Here is a 21,754-nt window from a genome sequence, read left to right on the forward strand (position 1 = left end):
AATCAATGGTCTTGGAAACCATAGGATATATGAGATCCATCACAGATAGGCTTCGATTTAGATTGTCCGCAGCGACAAAGTTTTACTTCCTCTGTTCTGAGTACAATTCGTCCTGTTCCTGAACAAATCTCCACGTTTCCTTTGATCGAAAGTGGTCCATCTGGTATCCTATCTATTTTTAAAACACCAGCTCTTGACTCTAAAGCGGTATTGTCTACGGTATTTGGCTCACCAGTCGCGGCAAACTTTTCTTCCGCATGCGTTCCATCGCAAAAAGGTTTGTTCTTTGATAAACCACATCGACAAAGAGTGGCTCGGTATCCCATGGGCTTACCATCAATCTGCAATTCCCCTAAAAAGGCATAAGGTCCATTTTCGCGGATCCGCATAACATTTACATCCGGCAAGGGCTCCTCAGTTCCGCCATCTTTTCGAGTAAATCGAATAGCACCTGAGGGACATTCTCTCGCTACCATTGCCAATACATTTGGGTCAGCATTCTCAGCAAAGATCCACTTCCCAGGAGTATTTGCTTTAAAAACCAAAGGAAGTTCTGTCACACAATGCCTTGAATGGATACATTTTTTACCTTCAAATTCCAAACGGATAGATTCGGTCTCAGAAATTTCGATTCCAGACGACTCAGAAACTGGAGTACTGAGCGATGGCTGGGCTCCATTACTTGGCAAAAGATCAATCTTTGGAGTCGATATAGCAGATGATCTATCCTTCTCAGCAATATTCACAAAGTCCGTTGGCAACTCTTCAAGGCTATTTCTGAGATTGGCGAGATCTCTTTGGGTGATTTGTAGAGATTTGGAACAAATTTCTAATAAATGTGAGGGAAGTGTTTCTTGGCTGAGGTCTATTTGCATCTTCTCAACGCCAGAGAGTATTTCTTGTACTCTTTCTAAGAGTAAGATTTTTTCTGTATCTCTTTCCAAAGGAGCCAAGGACCGAACCATTGCAAAACTCATTCCGGCGAGGAGCTCTTTTCGTTCCTCACTAACTTTTAAATAGGTTAAGGCTTCGGCGGTATTTGTCATACCTTTCATTAAAGTATAAGATGCTTGCAATAGAATTTTCTTTGCTTTTTTGTTTCGATCTGGTATTGAATAAACCTGAACCAAAACACGTAACATCAAAACATACAATGTGTTCGCTAAATCTAAAAATTTCGCTGCCAAAGGATCCGTTATCCAGACCCTAGGTTCTAGATCCATAGGCTTACGCATCACTGGATTTCTCGCAACAGACCGACTTGGTTCGAATTTAGGATTCTCTTTTAACAATTCCAGATACTCAGTTTTAATACCCATGAATTTCTGGAAATGAGAGTCCTCAACATCTGTTGCGCCTTCTCCTTGTGTTATGATGGTATCGATTGCCTTTAGAGCCTCTTCTTTGGAGGTTACCAAGGTCAAACCAGGCAAACTTGTGTCCAAAGGACCAATTTGTAAGTCCTTTGAGCCACAAAAGAGGTTCTTTTCGCCCAAAGAGTTGGATAAATCCTCAAATCCTAAGCGGATGCTTTCGTAAAGAGCTCCTACTGTATCATAATCACCGGAAGTTGGCATAAGTCTACCACGTTCAGATACGCGTGTATAATTGTACTTTTGAAGGAATTCTGAGCCATCAGCTAAATTCAGATCTTTCGGTCTTTCTAAGTAGATAAAATGTTCGATAGTACTCATGTTAAATGGAGCAAGCTCGATAACAATCCCCGCAGGATAAGGACCAGGTGAAGTCGGAAAGTTTGGACGCATAAAATTTGGCGATCCACCGATGGAAGACATTAAATTTGAAACTAGTGTCAAGTGGTTCATTTCTTCCAAAGCGATTCCTAAAATCACTTTGCGCCAACGATTGATGGCCATAAGTTCCTTCTCCGAGACACCTTCGTCCAAAGATCGTTTTAAACTGAACATGGCATACAAATACAAACACATTAAATTGTGTTCGATTTCGGATGCTTCCGCAAGTGCGGATGCAAGTTGGATTCTAGATTCAATCGAAAAGCTGGTTTGGTGTTTCACGTTCTTTGGACTCGTATTCTTTCTACTATAGCTCCAAAGAAAGGAAAGGATTTTTTTGAAGAAGGTTAATCCTACTCGTATTTTTAGATATAGGGAAGGAGGAAGAAATGATTTCGGGAGTATTTTCGAAATGGAGATCTTCCCTTTTTTTGAACGCGAAAACGATGACAGAATGGCGCTCTTTGTGCTTAGTCTTCTTTCACTTCAACAAGTAAGTCTTAGAGTCAATGAAAATCTCCCACTATCATTATGCTTACAAATGAGTATGGTAGAGTTGAAAAAAATTTCGAATCCAATAAAAGTTTATTTATCATTCTCCGATAGGCTGCAAAATCAAAACGGTTGTTTATATTTTTACGTACCGTGAGAGGAAAATATGAGAAAGTTAATCATGTGGAATTTGCTTACATTGGATGGTTACTTCGAAGGTGAAAAACCTTGGGACCTAAGCTTTCATGGAAATGTATGGGGTAAGGAATTGGAAGATTTTAGCCTTAGTCAATTAAAAACTGCTGATTATCTCGTCTTTGGTGCGAATACTTACAAAGGAATGGCCGAGTATTGGACGAACGCTTCCGAGGATGAGGGAGAAATTTCCAAGTTCATGAACAATCTTCCAAAACTTGTCTGTTCTACCACTATCAAAGAGGCCAATTGGAAAAACTCTACTATCACTAGTGAGGCAGAAAATGAGATTACCAAATTGAAAACCAGCGGAACTGGAAATATCTTTGTGTTTGGTAGCGGGATTTTATCAGCATCGTTAATGAAAGCGGGACTATTTGATGAATATCGACTCTGTATCGCTCCTCTTTTTCTAGGTAGAGGAAGAAAACTTTTCAAAACAGGAATACCTAGCCTTCCGCTAAAAAGAATCGAAACCCTTTCACTTTCCTCAGGCGCTCTGATCATTCGATATATGCCATAAATAATAACTTTCGTATCAAATCTATCCGTACCAGTGCAAACTGAACTGAGAAGAATTTTGATCAAACTAAAAGACTTTCACAATTTAAATACAAACCCAATCGAAAGAGGAAACAAAGGATGTCAAACCTAGTAACAAGGCTTACAGAAGCACAAAAACATGCAATGTCCATCAGACCAAAGGTCGGTGGATTTCCGGTCCTCGCCGAAGTATTAAGTCAAGCCGGGGTTATCATGAATCGCTGGAATTTACCTTCTTGCCAATCCATTTATCGGATGCAAGGTGGTTGTGTTATCCAACAAGGGACTCCTATTTTAACCGGTATTCATGAAATTCCAATATTTCAGAAAGAGAAATTGATTAAAGCGATTCGCAAAGACCAAAATGGTGAAAGTACTTTTCTTGAATTTTTGAAGGAAACATGGGAAGCCGGTGTAGTAGGCTATGATGTTAACTTTTTAGAGCGTAAAGTAAGCTACTTTGGGGCAAATGGCGAAAGTTATATTGAGGATTACCCAGAAGTTCATTTATGAAGAAATTATTTGGTTAGAGAAGTATACGACTTGCCTCAAAAAAGAAATTCAGTTATGTAAGCATAGAAAAGCATTGTCTGGAGCACTTCAAATCATTGAAGATACAATTCTCAAATTTTAAAGCGACATTTCATCTCACATCTCCATGGAATCTTGCAAAGAATTTATATAGCTTTCGCATAAGGAACATAAAGAAACAAACTGAATCGAAAACCCAAGTCATATCTGGCAATATGAGTGCAAATTGTTCTTGCAAGTTATAACTTTCAACGAAAGTTTTGAGAGCAGAAATTCCTTCTGGTATTAATTCTGAAGATTGGATTTCTTTTAAAAAAACTTAAGATAATTGGGTAAAATAAATGAAAAACTTAAAATTCTATTATTGGATCACAACTGGTCTGGTCTTATTTTTTTTATTACCAGGATCTGTTATGAATATATTGCAAACGGAGGATTGGCTTGAAGTATTTAAACAACTTGGATACCCTTCATATTTATTGCCATTTTTAGGCATTGCTAAAATTTTAGGTTGCATAGTGATCTTAATGCCAAACCTAAAGCGATTAAAGGAATGGGCCTATGCTGGCCTCGTTTACGACATAGTAGGAGCGATTTACTCAGCATTGATGGCTGGCCACTTTGATCCAAGAGTATTGTTTATGATTCTCCCACTATCGGCCATTTTTGCCTCCTATTTTCTTTGGCAAAAAAATTAAATGCCTAGGCCATACATACTAACCAAATCTTAGGAAAAACAATAGATAAAACACTTTTCTAATGTGTTCAGTTAGTACTTTAATCCAGGAATGGTACTTCTTCAATTAATGTATCAAAGTTGGGACAATTTGTTTCAGGAGATTTTTTGATTGCGACTTCAGGTGGAGCGTTTAGCTCGATTGACTTTGCATTGCGTTCGCTTACGGATACATCCAAAGAGATCCTATCAAAATCGGTTGCGAATATATTAGCTGTGGATCCTAAGAGAGAACTTCAATCTCCTTATAAGCAATGGCTTCATAATTCTCAGGCCACTAGGATTTTGAAGTTGGATCGGAAATTATTAAGTGATTTAAGTTACCCTTTGCACTTTGATGATTTAGCAGAAATTACCAATATGAATCCTAGAACCTTGTTTCGAAAGATGAAGCAAGAATTGAACCTAAGTCCAAAAAAATATCTAGAGACGTTACGTATCCAAAAAGCAAATGTTATCAAAAGAAAATTTGAGAATTTCGGATTTGTGTTATCATTGTCGCTACGAGGATCAATCTCATTTTCAAAAAGTTTTCAAAAAAACAGTAGGAATGAGTCCCGGTGAATATAGAGATAGATTTATAAAAAGGAAATAGTTCTGGTTTAGAAAAATGACAAGGATTAAAAAAACAACTGTATCGATTGTATTGGCAACAGTCTGGATTAGTATTTCCGAAATTGCTCGTAACACATATTTATTGAGAGAACTTTGGATTTAACACTACCAAAATTTAAAATTAACATTCCCCGAAGCACCTATCAACGGGGTTGTCTGGGGTATCTGGTCCTTCTGCTTTGCCAATCTCATTTTTATCTTCAGCAAAAAATACACGTTTCTTCAGACTACTTTACTTTCTTGGTTTGTAGCTTTTGCTCTTATGTGGTTGGTAATCGGGAATTTGGGTGTATTACCTTTCGGAATTTTACCCATTGCTATTCCTTTGAGTTTATTTGAGGCATTTTTGGCAACCTATATTATTTTCAAATGTTCAAGAGAAAATTGATGTTTAACCAAGACAGTCTCTTCAATTGATGCCCATGAAAACAAGGCATATCAATAGGCTACGAAAGTAAAAAAGCCAATATCATATTTACTTAACCTTCTTCTTAGTAATAAACGAAATTATGACCTCTTGAACTTTAGGATCGTTTAAGAGTACACTATGTTCATATGTGCTCACGAAAGATTCAAAAATGATAGGTTCAGGAGGAATTGAATTGGCATAAGACACTGATCCATCCCCCAGCTCTTTCGGAGCTTTTTCGAGGTCCCACTGTGGAGTACTTTTATTTGAAGTTGTCCCGACATTGGTTTCTATTTTTGTCATTGCTTTGCGGACCGGTAAATTGTTTCCATGAACCACTAGAGTTGGCATTGATACTTCCAGTAATTTTTTGGTTGGAGTAAGGCTTTCTCTAAATTTTCTGGATGCATCTAAAATGTTTTGAAATTCCTCTTCTAAAGGAATGTCTTCTGTTTTACATTCGTTTGCATAAAATCCAAGTCGATTCTCTTTCCAAGTCTTTGCATTGTATAAATCCAAATGTAAAGTTTGTCCCTTGGAATCGACTACCACATCCTTAGAATCCCAAGTATTTAGCCTTGGAAAAAAACCATATACAGTTTCATAACGTGCTATCATGCAAGGGCTTTGTATTTTTTGATTCAGACCTGTAGAAACTCCTACATGAAGATCTTTCATATAACCAATCCCTCCCCGAAATGGAACTCCTACATACACTACTTTATCTACCAAAGTAGGCTTGAGATTGATTGCGGACATGGAGATCATCCCACCCATTGAATGGCCAATGAGGATAGGTTTACTTTTATATTGTTTGCCTAGCTCTTCTAAAAATAGGATTAGCTGATCTCTGGTGCTAAGATTTTTCTTTCTCCAATCATAAGAGAAAACATAAAAATCCAAAGCATCTTCTTTCGACATTTTCTCTATCCAAGGGGCATATACGTTCACCTCGATTAAATATGGAATGGCCGAGATTCGATATAAAGCTCCCTGGGGTCTCAAAGATATGGAATTCCCAAGCAAGCGTAAGTCAGGAGTAGAGAACCCAAGTGCTTGGGTAGCATCCAACCATTGAACGTTTCCGTTAGAATCTTCTAAGATGCTTCCTTTGATTCCAGGAACAAAAACGACTGCTTGGTTTGAGGCCTTGAAGTCAGCTTTTAAAACTACCTTTCGCAAGTGCTCTGGCTGTGATGTACGACAGAAGCAAACAAAAAAAGATAGGTAGACTATCGCGAAATATGTATACAGATTTTGAAAGCAGATCATCCAGCAATTTTTTTACTAGTTCGTCCATGCAAGCAAACTTCTTTTCTGCTTTGTCTCGAATTTTTTTCATTAAGACCTCACATAATATCGCTTTTGAGAACCTCGTATCATTTAATATGTTAATTCATATAAGGTTTTGGTTTTCCAAAGGATATGAGGATAACGATTGCAACTCTGATAATAGCCAAAAGAGTATACCAAAGTAAACAGCCAAAGATTGGTTTACCAAGAGGACTTTTTCTCAAGGTAGATTCTTGAGAAAGAGGGAATCAGACAACTGGTTTAGATGTCTCTAGAGACAATAGATTTCTTGTTATTTCTTATTTCTTAGATAACCAAATCAGAGTCTACACTCGCAATTAAGATTGAGATTCCTCGAGAAACAAAGAATCAGATTCTTTTAGAAAAGTAGAATAAAACGTTATACAAATGGGGCATCAAAGGAGAATTTAAAAGATTTGTAGAAATGCTAATCATTTAAGTCCCACAAAAGGTAACATAGCCAGCGTCACCCCCTTTTGGAATTTCATTTTCTAGCAGCAGGATGTCCTTTCTTTCGTAAGGAAACTTCTGCCTTTGGAGAAGAGACATTATTTTTTCCCCCTCTCCCATACGCGCACTTTCCAATGCTTCTTCCACTAAATGGTTTCTCGGTATGAAACTTGGGTTCATTTCTTCCATCAATGCTAAACTTTGGTTCCAATCTAGATTCTTTTGATTGAGGACTAGTCTCCAATCCTCAATCCAAGTCTTAAGATTTGGGTCTATTTTGTTTTGATCAAAATCCGATCTTTCTAAATTGATAAATGTATTTGTATAATCCAATTTGTATGTTTGCATAATGTTCAACAAACTTTTTGCCAATTGGAGAACATCTTCATCTGCTTTTGGAAATCCAATCTTCTTTGCCATCATGGACCAATACTTGTCCATAAATATTTTTGCAAATTCATCCAGAGTTGATTGTGCAAGTTCTATTGATTTTTTTTCTTCTTTATGTATGAGGGGAAGTAGTGCATTCGCCAAACATGCAAGATTCCAGTGTGCGATTGATGCTTGGTTTCCAAATGCATATCTACCCTGACTATCAATTGAGCTAAAAACAGTGGAAGGATCATAAACATTCATAAATGCACAAGGACCGTAATCAATGGTTTCACCACTAATACTCATATTATCAGTATTCATGACACCGTGAATGAAACCAACTCTCATCCAATCCACAATCAATGATGACTGTAGATTCATTACTTCTCTCAAAAATTGCAAAGCATACCGGTCGGTCTTTTCTAAATAAGGGAAATGTCTTTCGGTCGCATAAGCTAAAAGTGCAGACAGATCCTCTTCATTTCCAAATTGGTACACGTATTCAAATGTTCCAACTCGAAGATGGCTTTTCGCGACGCGTGTCAATACCGCACCCGGTTGCGTCATCTCTCTTGTAACAAATTCACCTGTTTCCACAACCGCCAAACTTCGTGTTGTTGGTATTTTTAGATAAAACATAGATTCACTGATCAAATACTCTCTAAGCATTGCTGTTAGAGTAGCTCGCCCATCTCCATTTCGGGAAAATGCAGTTCTTCCTGATCCCTTCAACTGTAAATCATAGCTGATCTTATCTTTTGCCTCTACCTCTCCTAATAAAACCGCCCTACCGTCACCTAACATAGTAAAGTGGCCGAATTGATGCCCTGCATAAGCTAATGCAATTGATTCCGTATTTTCATAGACCAAATTCCCACAGAGATACTGTGCACTTAAATCCTTATCTTGGTTTTCCTCTTCAAGCTGTAGAAATTGAGCCAAGTCTTCATTCCAGAAAATCATTTTTGGAGACGGAAATTGACTCTTACCTTTGGTCTTATAAAAAAGTTTGGGTAGACTCAGATAGCTGGCATTTTGCACTTTTGTCATGGTTTGGCCTGTTGATTAGACAAGTTCCAAACATTTCCCTGGAATTGATTCCAAAAAGGCATAAGAAAAAATGAATTTTTTTAAAAATAGGAGCAAAAAATTGGAAAAAGTGTCACAATTCGAAAACCACTTTGTCACAAGAAGCAATAGGAGATTTTATGAAAATAGCATCACTCATTCTAAGCGGATTTGTTGCAGTGGAACACGTATTTATCCTTGTTCTGGAAATGTTCTTATGGCAAACAGAGTTTGGCATGCGGACATTTAAACTCACACCAGAAACAGCTGCCACGACCGCGACTCTTGCGAAGAACCAAGGATTGTACAATGGATTTCTAGCAGCCGGTTTGTTTTGGGCCCTCTTCTTTATCAAAGACCAAAACTCGAAATACCAAACTCTTGTATTCTTTTTGGTTTGCATTGTCATAGCGGGAATATATGGATCAGCGACTGCTAAGTTTTCCATCCTATTCACCCAAGGGGCACCCGCATTACTAGCCTTAGGTATGACGATACTTGCAAATCGAAAATAAATGGAAGATCCGCATTTACATATCTGGGAAAAATGTATCCAAGGTAACCGTAAGGCTTTTGAGGACTTAGTACGATTTTTCCAGCCAAAAGTATTTGCTCTCTCACTCAAATTTCTTTGGAATCCTGAGGATGCAGAAGATGCTACTCAGGAGATCCTCATCAAGGTAATTACAAACTTAGGGAGCTTCCGAAAAGAAAGTAAATTGAGTACCTGGGTATACCGCATCGCTAGTAATCATTTAATCAATTCGAAAAGAAGTCTTTTAGAACAAAAATCAATTCGCTTTCGCCAAGTCGAACAAGAGCTATCGAAAGGAAATATTATCCCCTCAGAGACCAATGAATCAACCAAAAATCTTGCATTGCATGTGCAAGCTGCATGTACTCATGCAATTTTACTTTGCTTAAAAAGAAGTTATAGAATTGCTTTTTTGTTAGGTGAAGTTTTTCAAGTGAGTAGCGAAGAAGGCGCCTGGATCATGAATATCTCGGAGGCAAATTTTAGAAAAAGGTTATCTAGAGCTCGGATAAAGATGGACCAGTTCTTAGGCAAACATTGTGGATTAGCAAAAGAATCTAACGCCTGTCGGTGTGAAAATCGTATTGCCTATTCACAAAAATCAAAACGAATAGATGCCTATTTAAAACTCTCTGAGCACATGAAAGAAAAAGGCACCTGGAAACCAAAGCCACTTCTAATGGCCTCAAGGACAGTTCGAAAAGCGGCAGAAATTTATTCCCAAGGACCTGATTTTCAATCAAGGCAGGATTTTCTGAAAAAATGCAAAGAGAGCATAGAAACAAACCAATGGTCGATCTTAAATTGATTGGCTCCAAACATCCTATGGATTTTTCATTAAGGTTCGCTTAGTACACATTTTGTTTCCTCATCCATGGGAAAAAAACACTCTATCTTCAATTCTTGTAGAGTTACATCAAGAGGAGTGCCCAAAGTTGTAATGGTTGAAAAAAAATTTGCACAAAGATTCTCTTTCCGTAGGCGCAGACTTAAGATAGGTATTTGCATATCCACTAAAGGCAAAAGTTCATTCATAGGATTGTTTGAAAAAAGTTTCTGATACAAATCCAATAATTTGGGATTTTGTGAGATTAGTATCTCATCAAAAAGTCTTCTCTTCAAAAAATTTTCTACGATTTCATAATGTTCAACATATGGCTTCAGACCAGTTTCTGAGCACAAAATCTCGATCGCATTCTCATGGATCTGCAGTGCCTTATCTCCCACAAACTTAGAGATTAGTTTTCGGAAACCCTGGTTATAATTTAAAATTTTATATTCTGTATTTACTACGAAGGCAGGAAATGGCTCTTGTTTATCGATCAATCTTTGTAAGGCTTCCGCAACAGACTGGATTTGTTGGTCTGACAAGGCAGATTCTTTAAACTCGGGAGCGTAGCCCGCAGCAAGTAGAAGTGAATTTCTTTGGCGGAGTGGCAATCGTAAGACTTCCGCTATTTTCAGAACCATTTGTCGGCTCGGAGTGGATCGGTTATTTTCCAAAAAGCTTAGGTGTTTGGCTGAAACATCCAAATCCATAGCCAAATCCAATTGAGTTTTTCGATGCAACTCCCTCCAAAATTTAAGCGAATCCCCAAAGGATTGCAATTTCAAAAGGGAGACTTCTTCTTTCTCTTTAACGATCATAGTTCCTCAATCTCTCTAGGAAATAGACAGAATTTAGAACAAAAAAAGAAGTTTCCGATTAAAAAGCTACCTTATTACCTCTCTGGTAATCGACAAAGCAGGTTGGTCTTTGTTACACTATCAAGTATTCTTCTATTTGAGGTTGGTTATGATTTTTTTCCGTATTTTATTAACTGGTATGTTCCTTGGCATTACTGCGTATACCGCAATCGCTTCTCAAAGCTATGGATGGGATCTGTTGACTCCATTTTTCCAAGGATTAATCTCATTGACTTGGCCAGGCCAGTTCCACTTTGATTTTAGCTGTTATCTTTTGCTTTCAGGGCTTTGGATCATGTGGAGAAATCAATTTAGCCCGCAAAGTATCGCCTTAGGCCTTGTTGCAAGTGTCCTCGGGATTTTATTCTTTGCACCCTACCTCATCTGGCTGAGCTTTCAAAATTCTGGGAATATAAAAGGCATTCTCCTAGGAAAGAACCAAAGTACATAATGTAACATGACAACCGAGGATTCTTCTTGGTTGTCATGTACTCCTACTACAGCTATATCCCTTTGTTTTTTCCATCCTGTCGGATTAAGACCACACCGACAACAATCATCCACACAAGCCAACCCAAACTACCCAAAAATCCTGTTAGTGGAATTTCTGGAATATTGGTAACTAGTGTCAGTAATTCTGTCTGACCACACAGATATACAAATGCGGATAAAAATCCAAAAGTCGAAATAAGAAAACTTCTTTGCTTTTGTTGGAAGAATAGATAAGAAAAGCAAAACATCCAGATAACGGTGAATAGTTGTCCGATATGCTCTCCCAATAATACTCCAAATAGTTGGTGTTGAGTTTGGAAGGAAATCTCGATAGCTACTCGCGTAGTTTCGATCGTTGAATTCTGAACATACAATTTTGCAAGAAAAGGTACAACAAAAACCCAGCGCAAAAGACCTATCATTTGAAAGAGCAAAGCGCTAAGGCCGAAAAATGTTCCGACATTGCTAAGAAGAGAATTGTCTTTTTTAAAAATTTCATTCAGATACGTGTATGAGTAGAACAAGGGCAATCCCAACAGTGCAAATGCAAACCAAGCCCACACCAATGGTTCTCCGGCTTGGTGGAATTTGCTCAGGATCTCACCTGTATCCTTCCTTAAGATATCTGGATAATCAAAGTTCAAAATTAAATATGTATATGGTATTTGGATTGCCACGGCTGCAAAAATAAATCCCCAACCTGCTAAAATTCTCTGGTTCATATTGTCTCCTGTTTGTTCAAAAAAATATAGAATACCCAATGGATGGGGTTGGATTTAATTTTGCAGACTCTCCTTCTGCAAATAGACCGATCGCACCGAATCGAAAGCTCAATCCCCGCCATACCATCCATCGATAGCCAAGCTCATACATCAAAGTATCTTTGTTTTCATAATCGCGATTGATACCCCTTCCATAGGATAGGTAAGTATAAAAGGAGGAGGGATGATAGGCATCGCTCGAAAGCTCGCTCGGTAAAAACCAATAGCCGACCCCAAGTTTATAAAACTGTGTGGTGACACCTGATTCGAAATTAGTCGGGTAATAGCCGGCATGAATAGAAAACTGTTCGTACCGATATTCACCACCTATGGAGGGCGCTCTAAAGAAATTGAATCCGATTTCTTCCTTTGAAAAGCCACCCTTCGTCTCATTCGCGAATAGAGCTGACTCTCCGAATAAGAAGAAAAGAGAGATGAAAAAACTTGCTCTGATATGTTTCACATTCTCTAGTTTCTGCTATTTTTACTCGCTTGTCGTTTCTCCCAATGGGGTGAGACCAAAAAAGAAAAGATATTCCCTTTGAGGACAGGGAAACGTCAAAGGAGTAATGGAAATAGGCAGTATAATCCTAGGCTTTGCCTTTTTGCAGTCCCTACACCTTGCCTTTTATTTTCTTTTGAAAGACAGACCCATGCAAGATAAAGCTGGATTCGTTTTCTTTTTCATCTTCTTAGCCTTTACCTTCTTTTGTAACTTTTTGTATATATCCGGTTGGATCAAAGTATTCATACATTTCTCCCAATTAGGTTATTTATTGGGAGTGCTAGCCCCTCCTCTGTTTCTCTTGGGTATCAGCAATTATTATCGTTTGCATTTATTTTCTCCTCAGTTCGCAATCTCTGCTTTTTTGCCGAGCATAGCTTTGGGGATCTACCAACTTCCTTTCTTTTTTTCAGATACGGAAACCAAACTTCATTTTTTGAATGCAAACCAAGCTGATCTCGTTCAGGGAGAACCATTTCAACTCATGCTTTATGTCTTGGTATCGAATTTTATTTTCCTTAGCTTTTTTTCATACCGCTTATTCCGTGTTAAATCATCGTTTGATGAGCCTGGCGCAAAGCAGTCTCTGCAGATTTCTCTTTGGATTTTGGTAGTTTGGCATTTGATCGGAATTTGCATCTATGCATTGCACCCTAGTCGCACAGAAGAAGCCATAATCAATATTGGATTCTGTTTTTGGACCATCGGTCTTTCTTATTTTCGACTGATTACGGACCAAAGAGAATTCAAACTGAAGCAGCAGAAAAAATCTGAGGATAAATATAAAAAATCTCTACTGGTAGATGATAAACTCCAAAAGGCAGGTATGAAGATAGAGGCCTTCTTTTCCGAGTCTGACCGAATTTTTGATTCAGATTTTTCATTTGAGGAATTATCAATTGCTCTCGGACATTCTAACCATGACCTCTCGCAAGTCTTCAATCGCTATTTCCAAAAAACATTCTATGAATATCTGCGCGAAAAAAGGATCGAGAAAGCATTGGAGTATCTCTCGACTACTGATTGGACTGTACTTAGAATCGGCATGGAAGTTGGTTACGAATCAAAATCAGCTTTTCTCAGAGCATTTCGCCAAATCAAATCTGTATCACCCAAGGAATATAAACAAAAACTCCAAAGTCGCTCGATTTAGTTCGCAATGCCATTGGTTCAATGGCATCCATTACCCAAAATTTTAGTTTTTGGGGCTCATTACTTTCTTCGTAATCTTTAGCCCTATCTGAGTTGGCACAATTCTCGAGAGATTGGAAAGTATAAAGTTCCCGATAGGTCCTGTGATGATAGAGGCTTTTCGTTTCGACAAAGCATCTAGCGACTGTTTGACTGTATTTTCTGGAGTGTCTCGCTTTCCTACCGATGCCTCTTTCGCATTGACAACTTCAAAAAAATTGGTTTCTACGGGCCCAGGGCTTACATTTAAAAATTGAACACCAGTTTCTGAATATTCAGCCCAGAGCGCTTTCGTGAAAAACCGAACAAATGCTTTGGAAGCCGAATAGATTGCCATATAAGGTACGGGTTGGTAGCTTGCTGTACTCGCGATATTGATTACCGTACCTGTCTTTCTTTCCACCATTCCGGGGAGGAATAGATGCGTCAAATTGGCAAGACTAACGATATTCAGTATCATTTGGTCTTGGTTTTCGTTATAGGAACTTAAGTGGAAAGGACCATACGAGCCAAAGCCTGCGTTATTGACTAAAGTATGGATTTCAATTCCGCTCTTTTGAACGGCTTCAAATACAGTCTTTGCAGAATCAAGCTTTGAAAGATCTATTGCCAAAACCAAGCTTTTTGTCTCTGTACCCAAACTTTCCTTAACCTTGTTTAAAGATGAGAGATTTCTAGAAACCAGGACCACATTGTACCCTCTTTTTGAAAATTCTAACACATAAGATTTACCGATCCCTGAAGATGCTCCCGTTATCAATGCCCATTTTTCCTTTGACATAAGTACCTACCTTTCTATTCTATTTCAGATACATGGATGTATCCGAATTTTATCCAAATATTTCAGATACACCAATGTATCTCAAGTAAAAAAAGGATTTTATGAAAAGAAAAGAAAGCCAGCAACTTACTGTTTCCCGAATCTTAGAATCAGCGGAAAAAAATTTCGCAGACTACGGATTCCATGCTGCAAGTGTAGAAACGATCACCATGGAAGCAGGATACTCCAGAGGCGCGTTTTATTCAAATTTTGAGAGCAAAGAGGATCTTTTTTTGAAATTGGTGGAAAGCCGGATGGATCAAATCTTAATGGAACTTGATTTGATCTTAACTACAGAGCTTCCACCAAATCAAAAACTAGACCATATCCGCACCTATTACCGAAAAAATGCTCAGAACCCAAAGTTTGCTCTGATCATGAGTGAATTTTTCCAGCTCGCTATTCGTTCTCACGAAATCAAAGAAAAAATAAGAAAGATCAATCGAGTGTACAATCAAAAACTTGCCTCTATCGTGGATCATATTTTCAATGATAGCAAAGAAAAACCTGCTTTAAGTTCATATGAGATCACTGTCATGTTACTGTCTTTAGGTGAAGGATTGATGTTACAACATCTATCCGATCCTAAAAAATTCAATGATGCGGCAATTTCAAAAACCATCGACTTTGCATTTGATCGTTTGATTCAGATTCATTTTTCTTAATCAAAACTTTCATAACGAATGATTCCTAATTTACAGATCATAAGGAGAAACTATCTTTTGTTTAGAATTCGGTAGTACGAAAGAAAGGAATAGATCTTGAATAAAAGACTTACATACGAAGAGAGAAAACTTTCCATCATTCAAGCTGCCCTTCCCTTATTTGCGGAAAAAGGATTGGATGGAACTAAAACAAGAGAATTGGCGAAAGCAGCAAAAGTAACAGATGCGCTCATATACAAAATTTTCCCAACCAAAGAATTGCTGTTTCAAGGCGTACTCGAATATACCTTGGCCATCAAAGAATCCGGCTGGAATGAAATAGCAGAAAATAAAAAGGGATTTAATTTCCTGGCAAGTTTGATAGATCTCTTTCTCAGTGAGTGTTTAAGCACAAATAGAAATCCAGACTTAGAATATGCGCATAAATTGGTTCTAAAAAGTTTAACAACCGATGGCAAATTTGCAAAACGATATTTTACAGAAAAGATGTCAGCCTTGGAAGAGATCATCAGCGAATCTTATGAAATTGCATGGAAAAATGGTGAGCTAGAAGAGAAGCATATGGATGCAAAAAGGCAAAATGGCTGGATTGTTCACCATCTGTTGATCGCCTTTTCCATTTTTAATTTTTCCTCACCATCTCTTAGCCTGTACAAAGTATCCAAATCAAAATTAAAACAGGATACATTATTGTTTGTTTTGCGAGGCATTGGATTCAAAGATGCAATCCTCCACAAGCACTTCGGAAAAAAAATCTCGAAGTGAAAGACTACCCTTCCAGGTCTTGCGTAATGATCTCAGAGGCTTGTCTCAACATCCCTTCCAAATCCTTTTTAACAAATAGATTAAAGATCCCACGAGCGAATGTGTTTTTTAAATAAACGCGATACGTCCAATGCACCGCTGTTGCTCCCGATTCTGTATCAGAAAAAATCCATTCACCTTCGATACGATTGGCTAAAAATCGTAAGGGAGATGTAAATGATTCGATATGATAGGAAAAATCATGTGAAGGATTCACCTGATCTAGTGTTTCAATTGCTGTATCCCCGTCTTCAAATTCAACTTTCCTTGTGAGACCAGCCTTAATCCATTTTTCAGTTTCATTTGTGCTCTTGATACCAGGCAATCGACCGTATGGTCTAAAAATTTTCGAAAGTTCTATGGGAACGATCCTTTCAAAAGCGACCTGTTTCTTGGTTTTGATTTGAAACGGTACTTTGATCTCTACAATATTATCCTCTGCTGATGCAAAGATGGTAAGGGGAAAGATCAAAATCAGACTTAGAATAAAGATAGAGTAAGATTTCATTTTAGTAGCCTCCATTAGTTAGTAAGTATTTACTAACTAATGGACTTTTTTGTCAATAGGAATTTTCTCTAGAAATTTCGGTTTTAGGCGAGGTTCAAGTACGCTTTTGGTTTGGGACAGAGTGTCGTTCTCTGAATTCACTGGGAGTGCAACCTACCTCTTCTCGGAAGGCACGGAGAAAACTTGTTTTTGAATTGAATCCAGCATCAAGACCGATGCGTAGGATCGGATGATCCGTTTGAATGAGTAACTCCTTTGAATTTTGGATTCGATACTCTCTAATAAGCTCTAAAAAACTTTTATGGAAGTAACGATTGATAACTTGGGATACCGTTTGGTGATTTGTTTTTAGGTATTTGGCGATCAAGTCCAAACTAAGATCAGCGTCCTTGTACATTTCTTTATCGTCTAACAGACTTACAATCTGTTTTCCCATTTCATCCAATTGATTCTGGGACAAAAATGATTTTTTGTATTTTAGTTCTTTGTTTGGTTCTGACAAATCAACATTTGCAACAGGCCGATCCAGATTCGATTCAGAATAAAATCGAAACCAAGCAAAGCCTAGCACCCAAATCGCGATGGCTATGTTTGTAACAGTATCAACTCTCCTGTCTTCTACGAATACATAAAAGATACAAACAAATAAGAAGACAATGGAAGAGGTTCGAAGATAGTTCTGAAATAATTTTACCTCTTGCAAAGATTCCTTGGGAAATTCATCTTCAAAGTCTTTCAATCTGAAATAAACGCGGCCAAAGGAGATGGCATTTGAAAAAACGGCAAACAAACTCATAAATGTGCATTCAGGATGAGGAGCAATCAGATCCGCTCGGATAAAGGCTAATTTATCGGCTGAACTTTGTAGGAAAAATGGAAATGAATAGATAAGAATGCCTACCGGAACCAAAAAAGGTATCAATTCTCCCCAAAAGTCTTTTGGGTAACCAAGGTGTGCGCGAATCGCTATCCCGAATGTCGGTCCAATCAGAGCACCCAATAAAAAACCTAATCTTGCCATATGAGGAAACTCTAAAGCCAGCCCATTCAAATATAGTATCGAGAAGCCGAACACCAAAGATAGGATCAGAAACGAAATTGCCATTGGAACCGAACCTACCTTCCAATCACTCAAACGAAGGTAATAAACAAATAGAAGCAAAGATTGGAATAAGCCAAATCCGAGAAATATAGAAATAAATAGAGGAGGTATCATGAATTAATTGGTTCCATCCGATCGGGTGGTGCGACAGCGATTCTTGTTTGGGCTAAACTGGAGGCTATAACAAGGAGAATCTATGTCAAGAATCTTTACACTTTCGCTTTTCTCACTATTGCTTGTGGCACAAACTCAATCTCTCTTTTCCGATTCGATTTCGGTCCAGAGTGGTTTAAGCCAACCGTTGATAGGAGGATGGAATATTGCTGGGACATATTATGGAGAAAAGTTTTTATTCGGTTATTCCCACGGCTCCAATCTGAATTTTGACGCGAGAAACGGGGCTGCACTTACTCCCGATGAAAAAGCACAGAAACTAAAAATCAACCTTCCCTACACAACTGGATTCAGTTTTGGTTACCTTTTTACACCTAACTTAGATTTGAGGCTGGAGTTTAAAGAACATTTTTATAGAGTGCAGTCTGAAAATGGTTTAGATGATTTATTTTTATCTCAATCAATAGGATTGCGAACTGATGTTCCTCTTCTAGGAAATGAAGCAGAGGTTTGGCTACCCAGACAAAATCCTAACAAAGATTTTGTGGAAGCTACAGTCGAAAAAGCAATTGCTTCAGAACTAATTTATGGAGCAAAATATATAACTCCAGGAAGCACTCATAGATACCGCACTCGATCGGTAGGACTAGGTCTGTACTACCGATACTTTCCAATGGGAGGCAAGGAAGGACTTATGTTAGAACCATCGATTCGATTTTGGCCAAATGTATGGGCAGATTCCCCAGAAAAAGTTGCCTTTGAGAGCCAATTTGGTTTATTAGGAATTCATAAAGCACATGACCAAGGTTTATTTTTCAATGTTTCTTTAGGATATATGAAATCTTTCTAACTCTATTATTTTATCCCACAATGCGAACAGTCTATAGTGGGATAAAATTCCTTCTTTTTTTTGTGTGGATGTATTGTTTATGAAGTATACAGAAATTTTATTCACAGCACTAAGACTAGGACTCACTTCTTTTGGAGGTCCGATCGCACATTTAGCATACTTCCGAGAGGTTTATGTCCAAAGAAAAAAGTGGATTTCAGAATCAGATTATTTGGATCTAATATCTCTCTGCCAAGTGTTGCCTGGTCCTGCAAGCTCTCAGGTGGGCTTAGCCATTGGGTTTATCAGAGGAGGTTACTTGGGATCTATCTTAGCTTGGATAGGATTTACCCTTCCCTCTGCTCTGTTCTTGTGTCTCTGTGCTATGGGAATCAATTCCTTTGCCTCTTTTTTACCGCCATTATTCATCCACAGTCTTAAAGTCGGGTCTGTTGCAGTCATACTACAAGCAATTGTGAACATGTCCAAACAAACATTCGGTGATCATATTCGCATAATAATCGCTTTGTGTTCTTCAATTTTACTCTGGCTTGTGCAGATTCCCTTCCTCCCTATGCTTTTAATTTTTCTCTCGGGTTTTTGTGGATACTATTTTGGTCCGCAGACTTCTTCAGAGTCGAATAAAACAGAATCGATCTCTTTTAAGCAAAATAGTCTTTTCTTTTTTCTCATATTAACTGCGATTTTCTTTCTCCTAATGGCGATTGGAAATGGTGATCCACTGCTATCCGTCTTAAGTTTGTTTTATCGAACTGGTTTTTTAGTTTTTGGTGGTGGTCATGTTGTCCTACCTTTACTCCAGGATGAATTGGTCTCAAACGGATTGCTGACAAAAGACCTTTTTCTCGCGGGCTACGGTTTAGCAAATATCGTCCCAGGTCCTTTATTTTCTTTCAGTGCATTTGTGGGGTTCTTGGTACCAACCAAAATCAATTCCTGGCTCTCTGCAACGCTCTGCACAGTCTTCCTATTCATCCCATCCTTTCTTCTCATTTGGGGGACTTTGCCAAATTGGGAAAAAATCAAATCAATTGATTCGGTGAAGAGAATGCTATATTGGATCAATGCATCCGTCTTGGGATTTCTAATTGCTGCACTTTACGATCCAATCTGGAAACAAACAATAGAATCAAACTTGGATATTTCGATTGCTACCTTGGGGTTTGTATTTCTGGAACAACTTAAATTCCCAAGTTGGCTTGTAGTACTGAGTATTGTTATGATTTACAACCTACAGTCGATCTTATAGGTCTCAAAAAAGCCTTTTCTAAAAGACAAAAACGGCAGATTTGGAAAATTATGTCAAATTTACCACCAAATATCCGTTATATTTCGGAATAAAGACTAGGCCTGAATCTCATTGACAAAAATGGCTTTTATGGAAGTATTTCAGATAGATGCAAAGTGAATATATATTAGGCATATCCGCCTATTACCATGACAGTGCCGCCTGTCTGATCAAGGATGGAGAAATTCTTGCAGCCGCCCAGGAAGAACGATTTACCAGAAAAAAACATGATTCTCGGTTTCCTAAAAATGCTATCTTATACTGTCTCAGCGAAGCAAATATATCCGTAGATGATCTAGACTGCGTCGTTTTTTATGACAAACCTCTCGTAAAATTTGAAAGGCTATTGGAGACCTATCTCTCCTATGCCCCGAAGGGTTTACTTTCATTTTTTGCTGCTATGCCAGTCTGGCTGAAAGAGAAACTCTTTCTTAAGAGTACGCTCAAAAAAGAATTCTCTGCACTCTCTGCTCATAAAAAATCCCCTAAACTACTATTCACCGAACACCACCAAGCACACGCTGCCTCCACTTTTTTTGTGAGCCCATACGAAAAGGCTATCGTACTTTGTCTGGATGGCGTAGGTGAATGGGCGACTACATCAGCTTGGATTGGAGATGGCAATCGGTTAAAACCATTGTGGGAGATTGACTTTCCTCATTCTATTGGTTTGTTGTACTCGGCCTTCACATACTATACGGGATTCAAGGTAAATTCTGGTGAATACAAAGTTATGGGACTTGCCCCTTATGGTGAGCCAAAGTATGTAGATCTTATTTACAAACACTTAATCGATCTAAAAGAAGACGGAACCTTTCGATTGAATATGGATTACTTCAACTATGCTCAGGGACTAACCATGACAAATGAGAAGTTCCATAAGCTGTTTGGTGGCCCTCCAAGAAAAAGTGAATCTACCTTAACTCAAAAAGAGATGGATTTGGCTCGTTCTGTCCAAGAAGTCACTGAAGAAGTGATGTTACGATTAGCTAAGACCGCCAAAAAAGAAACAGGTATAAACAACATATGTTTGTCAGGTGGTGTTGCACTCAATTGTGTTGCCAACGGAAAGATATTAAAGGCCGGTATTTTTAATGAGGTCTTTATCCAACCAGCCGCAGGGGATGCTGGCGGAGCATTAGGAGCTGCTTTGGCTGCTTATTATGAATATAAAAATAAGCCAAGAAAGGTAAATCCATTGGATGCAATGAAGGGTTCCTATCTTGGTCCAAAATATTCAAATGACGAGATTAAAAAGAGATTAGATTCTGCAGGCGCAAAATATACATTATACGACTCTGACACATTGCACGATCAACTTTCCAAAATCCTTGCCGAAGGTAACGTTGTAGGTTATTTTCAGGGAAGAATGGAATTTGGACCTAGAGCTCTCGGAGGTCGCTCCATCATAGGTGACCCTCGAAACCAAAAGATGCAGTCAGTCATGAATCTCAAAATTAAATACAGAGAAAGTTTTAGGCCTTTTGCTCCGGCAGTTTTGGCTGAGCATGTATCGGATTATTTTGATATCAAATCAAAAAGTCCATATATGCTTATCGTTGCAGATGTTTTAGAAAAACACCGCATTCAAATGACTGAAGAGCAACAAAAACTATTTGGCATTGAAAAACTCAATGTACCTAGATCTTCCCTACCCGCAATTACTCATGTGGATTATTCAGCCCGCATCCAAACAGTGCACAAAGAGACAAACCCTAAGTTCTATTCTCTCTTAACAAAGTTTCATCAATTGACTGGATGCCCTGTTTTAGTGAACACATCCTTTAATGTTCGCGGAGAGCCAATCGTATCCACACCTGAAGACGCTTACCGTTGTTTTATGAGAACTGAAATGGATTATCTCGTCTTAGAAGACTGTTTGCTATCTAAGAAAGACCAGCCTGAAGTTGAAAAAGATGATTCTTGGAAAAATGAATTTGAATTGGATTGA

22 protein-coding genes and 1 pseudogene are annotated in these 21,754 nt (G+C 38.3%); 14 read left to right on the forward strand and 9 right to left on the reverse strand.

The genetic code is table 11. The features are described 5' to 3' along the window. Positions 1-2: 2 nt before the first annotated feature. A complete protein-coding gene (locus DI060_RS14045; protein WP_108977593.1) occupies positions 3-2,036 on the reverse strand; it encodes a ferritin-like domain-containing protein in 2,034 nt (677 codons plus the stop codon). Between the two features lie 376 nt (positions 2,037-2,412). Between DI060_RS14045 and DI060_RS14055 the strand changes: the two genes are divergently transcribed. The 4 genes from DI060_RS14055 (at position 2,413) to DI060_RS19335 (ending at position 4,846) form a co-directional block, all read left to right on the forward strand. Further along, positions 2,413-2,964 carry a dihydrofolate reductase family protein gene (locus DI060_RS14055; protein ID WP_108977595.1) on the forward strand — a complete coding sequence of 184 codons (552 nt, stop codon included), beginning with the start codon at positions 2,413-2,415 and terminating at the stop codon, positions 2,962-2,964. Positions 2,965-3,083: 119 nt separating this feature from the next. Beyond that, entirely contained in the window at positions 3,084-3,497 is a 414-nt protein-coding gene (locus tag DI060_RS14060; RefSeq protein WP_108977596.1) for a DUF1398 family protein, read from the forward strand. Positions 3,498-3,856: 359 nt separating this feature from the next. Continuing rightward, complete coding sequence (locus DI060_RS14065) at positions 3,857-4,213, forward strand: DoxX family protein (protein WP_108977597.1); 357 nt, start codon at positions 3,857-3,859, stop codon at positions 4,211-4,213. 489 nt (positions 4,214-4,702) lie between these two features. Beyond that, positions 4,703-4,846 (forward strand): helix-turn-helix domain-containing protein, encoded by a 144-nt coding sequence (locus tag DI060_RS19335; RefSeq protein WP_108977598.1) that lies wholly within the window; start codon positions 4,703-4,705, stop codon positions 4,844-4,846. Positions 4,847-5,341: 495 nt separating this feature from the next. Here DI060_RS19335 and DI060_RS14080 read toward each other — a convergent pair whose 3' ends face one another. Beyond that, on the reverse strand, positions 5,342-6,457 hold the full coding sequence (locus tag DI060_RS14080; RefSeq protein ID WP_167837014.1) for an esterase/lipase family protein: 1,116 nt from the start codon (positions 6,455-6,457) through the stop codon (positions 5,342-5,344). Between the two features lie 348 nt (positions 6,458-6,805). Here DI060_RS14080 and DI060_RS14085 point away from each other — a divergent pair. Continuing rightward, positions 6,806-6,910: pseudogene (locus DI060_RS14085) on the forward strand (YncE family protein); the annotation flags it as partial. A 114-nt stretch (positions 6,911-7,024) separates the two neighbouring features. Here the strand turns inward: DI060_RS14085 and DI060_RS14090 are convergent. Then, positions 7,025-8,464, reverse strand: a complete 1,440-nt coding sequence (locus DI060_RS14090) for a protein adenylyltransferase SelO (protein ID WP_108977600.1) — start codon at positions 8,462-8,464, stop codon at positions 7,025-7,027. A gap of 158 nt (positions 8,465-8,622) precedes the next feature. Here DI060_RS14090 and DI060_RS14095 point away from each other — a divergent pair, with 158 nt between their 5' ends. Both DI060_RS14095 and DI060_RS14100 read left to right on the forward strand, forming a co-directional pair. Further along, complete coding sequence (locus DI060_RS14095; RefSeq protein WP_108977601.1) at positions 8,623-8,997, forward strand: DUF1304 domain-containing protein; 375 nt, start codon at positions 8,623-8,625, stop codon at positions 8,995-8,997. Next, positions 8,998-9,825: an RNA polymerase sigma factor gene (locus tag DI060_RS14100; protein WP_108977602.1), complete on the forward strand. Its 828-nt coding sequence runs from the start codon at positions 8,998-9,000 to the stop codon at positions 9,823-9,825. It abuts the gene before it with no gap. Between the two features lie 29 nt (positions 9,826-9,854). Here the strand turns inward: DI060_RS14100 and DI060_RS14105 are convergent, their stop codons facing one another. Continuing rightward, positions 9,855-10,664: a helix-turn-helix domain-containing protein gene (locus DI060_RS14105; protein WP_108977603.1), complete on the reverse strand. Its 810-nt coding sequence runs from the start codon at positions 10,662-10,664 to the stop codon at positions 9,855-9,857. Between the two features lie 148 nt (positions 10,665-10,812). Here DI060_RS14105 and DI060_RS14110 point away from each other — a divergent pair, with 148 nt between their 5' ends. Continuing rightward, entirely contained in the window at positions 10,813-11,154 is a 342-nt protein-coding gene (locus DI060_RS14110) for a hypothetical protein (RefSeq protein ID WP_108977604.1), read from the forward strand. A gap of 52 nt (positions 11,155-11,206) precedes the next feature. Here the strand turns inward: DI060_RS14110 and DI060_RS14115 are convergent, their stop codons facing one another. Then, positions 11,207-11,917 (reverse strand): DUF4386 domain-containing protein, encoded by a 711-nt coding sequence (locus DI060_RS14115; protein WP_135355061.1) that lies wholly within the window; start codon positions 11,915-11,917, stop codon positions 11,207-11,209. A gap of 16 nt (positions 11,918-11,933) precedes the next feature. Next, entirely contained in the window at positions 11,934-12,419 is a 486-nt protein-coding gene (locus tag DI060_RS14120; RefSeq protein WP_244594419.1) for a hypothetical protein, read from the reverse strand. A 106-nt stretch (positions 12,420-12,525) separates the two neighbouring features. Here DI060_RS14120 and DI060_RS14125 point away from each other — a divergent pair, with 106 nt between their 5' ends. Continuing rightward, a complete protein-coding gene (locus tag DI060_RS14125) occupies positions 12,526-13,614 on the forward strand; it encodes a helix-turn-helix domain-containing protein (protein ID WP_108977606.1) in 1,089 nt (362 codons plus the stop codon). Positions 13,615-13,656: 42 nt separating this feature from the next. Here the strand turns inward: DI060_RS14125 and DI060_RS14130 are convergent, their stop codons facing one another. Further along, positions 13,657-14,433, reverse strand: a complete 777-nt coding sequence (locus DI060_RS14130; protein WP_108977607.1) for an SDR family NAD(P)-dependent oxidoreductase — start codon at positions 14,431-14,433, stop codon at positions 13,657-13,659. Positions 14,434-14,534: 101 nt separating this feature from the next. Between DI060_RS14130 and DI060_RS14135 the strand changes: the two genes are divergently transcribed. Next, entirely contained in the window at positions 14,535-15,137 is a 603-nt protein-coding gene (locus tag DI060_RS14135) for a TetR/AcrR family transcriptional regulator (protein WP_108977608.1), read from the forward strand. 96 nt (positions 15,138-15,233) lie between these two features. After that, entirely contained in the window at positions 15,234-15,902 is a 669-nt protein-coding gene (locus DI060_RS14140) for a TetR/AcrR family transcriptional regulator (protein ID WP_167837015.1), read from the forward strand. A 4-nt stretch (positions 15,903-15,906) separates the two neighbouring features. Here DI060_RS14140 and DI060_RS14145 read toward each other — a convergent pair whose 3' ends face one another. Continuing rightward, positions 15,907-16,449 carry an SRPBCC family protein gene (locus tag DI060_RS14145; RefSeq protein WP_108977610.1) on the reverse strand — a complete coding sequence of 181 codons (543 nt, stop codon included), beginning with the start codon at positions 16,447-16,449 and terminating at the stop codon, positions 15,907-15,909. 94 nt (positions 16,450-16,543) lie between these two features. Next, entirely contained in the window at positions 16,544-17,665 is a 1,122-nt protein-coding gene (locus DI060_RS14150) for an AraC family transcriptional regulator (protein ID WP_108977611.1), read from the reverse strand. An 82-nt stretch (positions 17,666-17,747) separates the two neighbouring features. Here DI060_RS14150 and DI060_RS14155 point away from each other — a divergent pair, with 82 nt between their 5' ends. From DI060_RS14155 to DI060_RS14165, 3 genes are all read left to right on the forward strand, one after another. Continuing rightward, positions 17,748-18,515 carry a hypothetical protein gene (locus DI060_RS14155; RefSeq protein WP_108977612.1) on the forward strand — a complete coding sequence of 256 codons (768 nt, stop codon included), beginning with the start codon at positions 17,748-17,750 and terminating at the stop codon, positions 18,513-18,515. Positions 18,516-18,594: 79 nt separating this feature from the next. After that, positions 18,595-19,764 (forward strand): chromate efflux transporter, encoded by a 1,170-nt coding sequence (chrA, locus tag DI060_RS14160; protein WP_108977613.1) that lies wholly within the window; start codon positions 18,595-18,597, stop codon positions 19,762-19,764. Positions 19,765-19,912: 148 nt separating this feature from the next. Beyond that, positions 19,913-21,754, forward strand: a complete 1,842-nt coding sequence (locus tag DI060_RS14165; RefSeq protein ID WP_108977614.1) for a carbamoyltransferase family protein — start codon at positions 19,913-19,915, stop codon at positions 21,752-21,754.

The organism is Leptospira ryugenii, from assembly GCF_003114855.1.
GTDB classification, from domain to species: Bacteria; Spirochaetota; Leptospiria; order Leptospirales; family Leptospiraceae; genus Leptospira_A; species Leptospira_A ryugenii.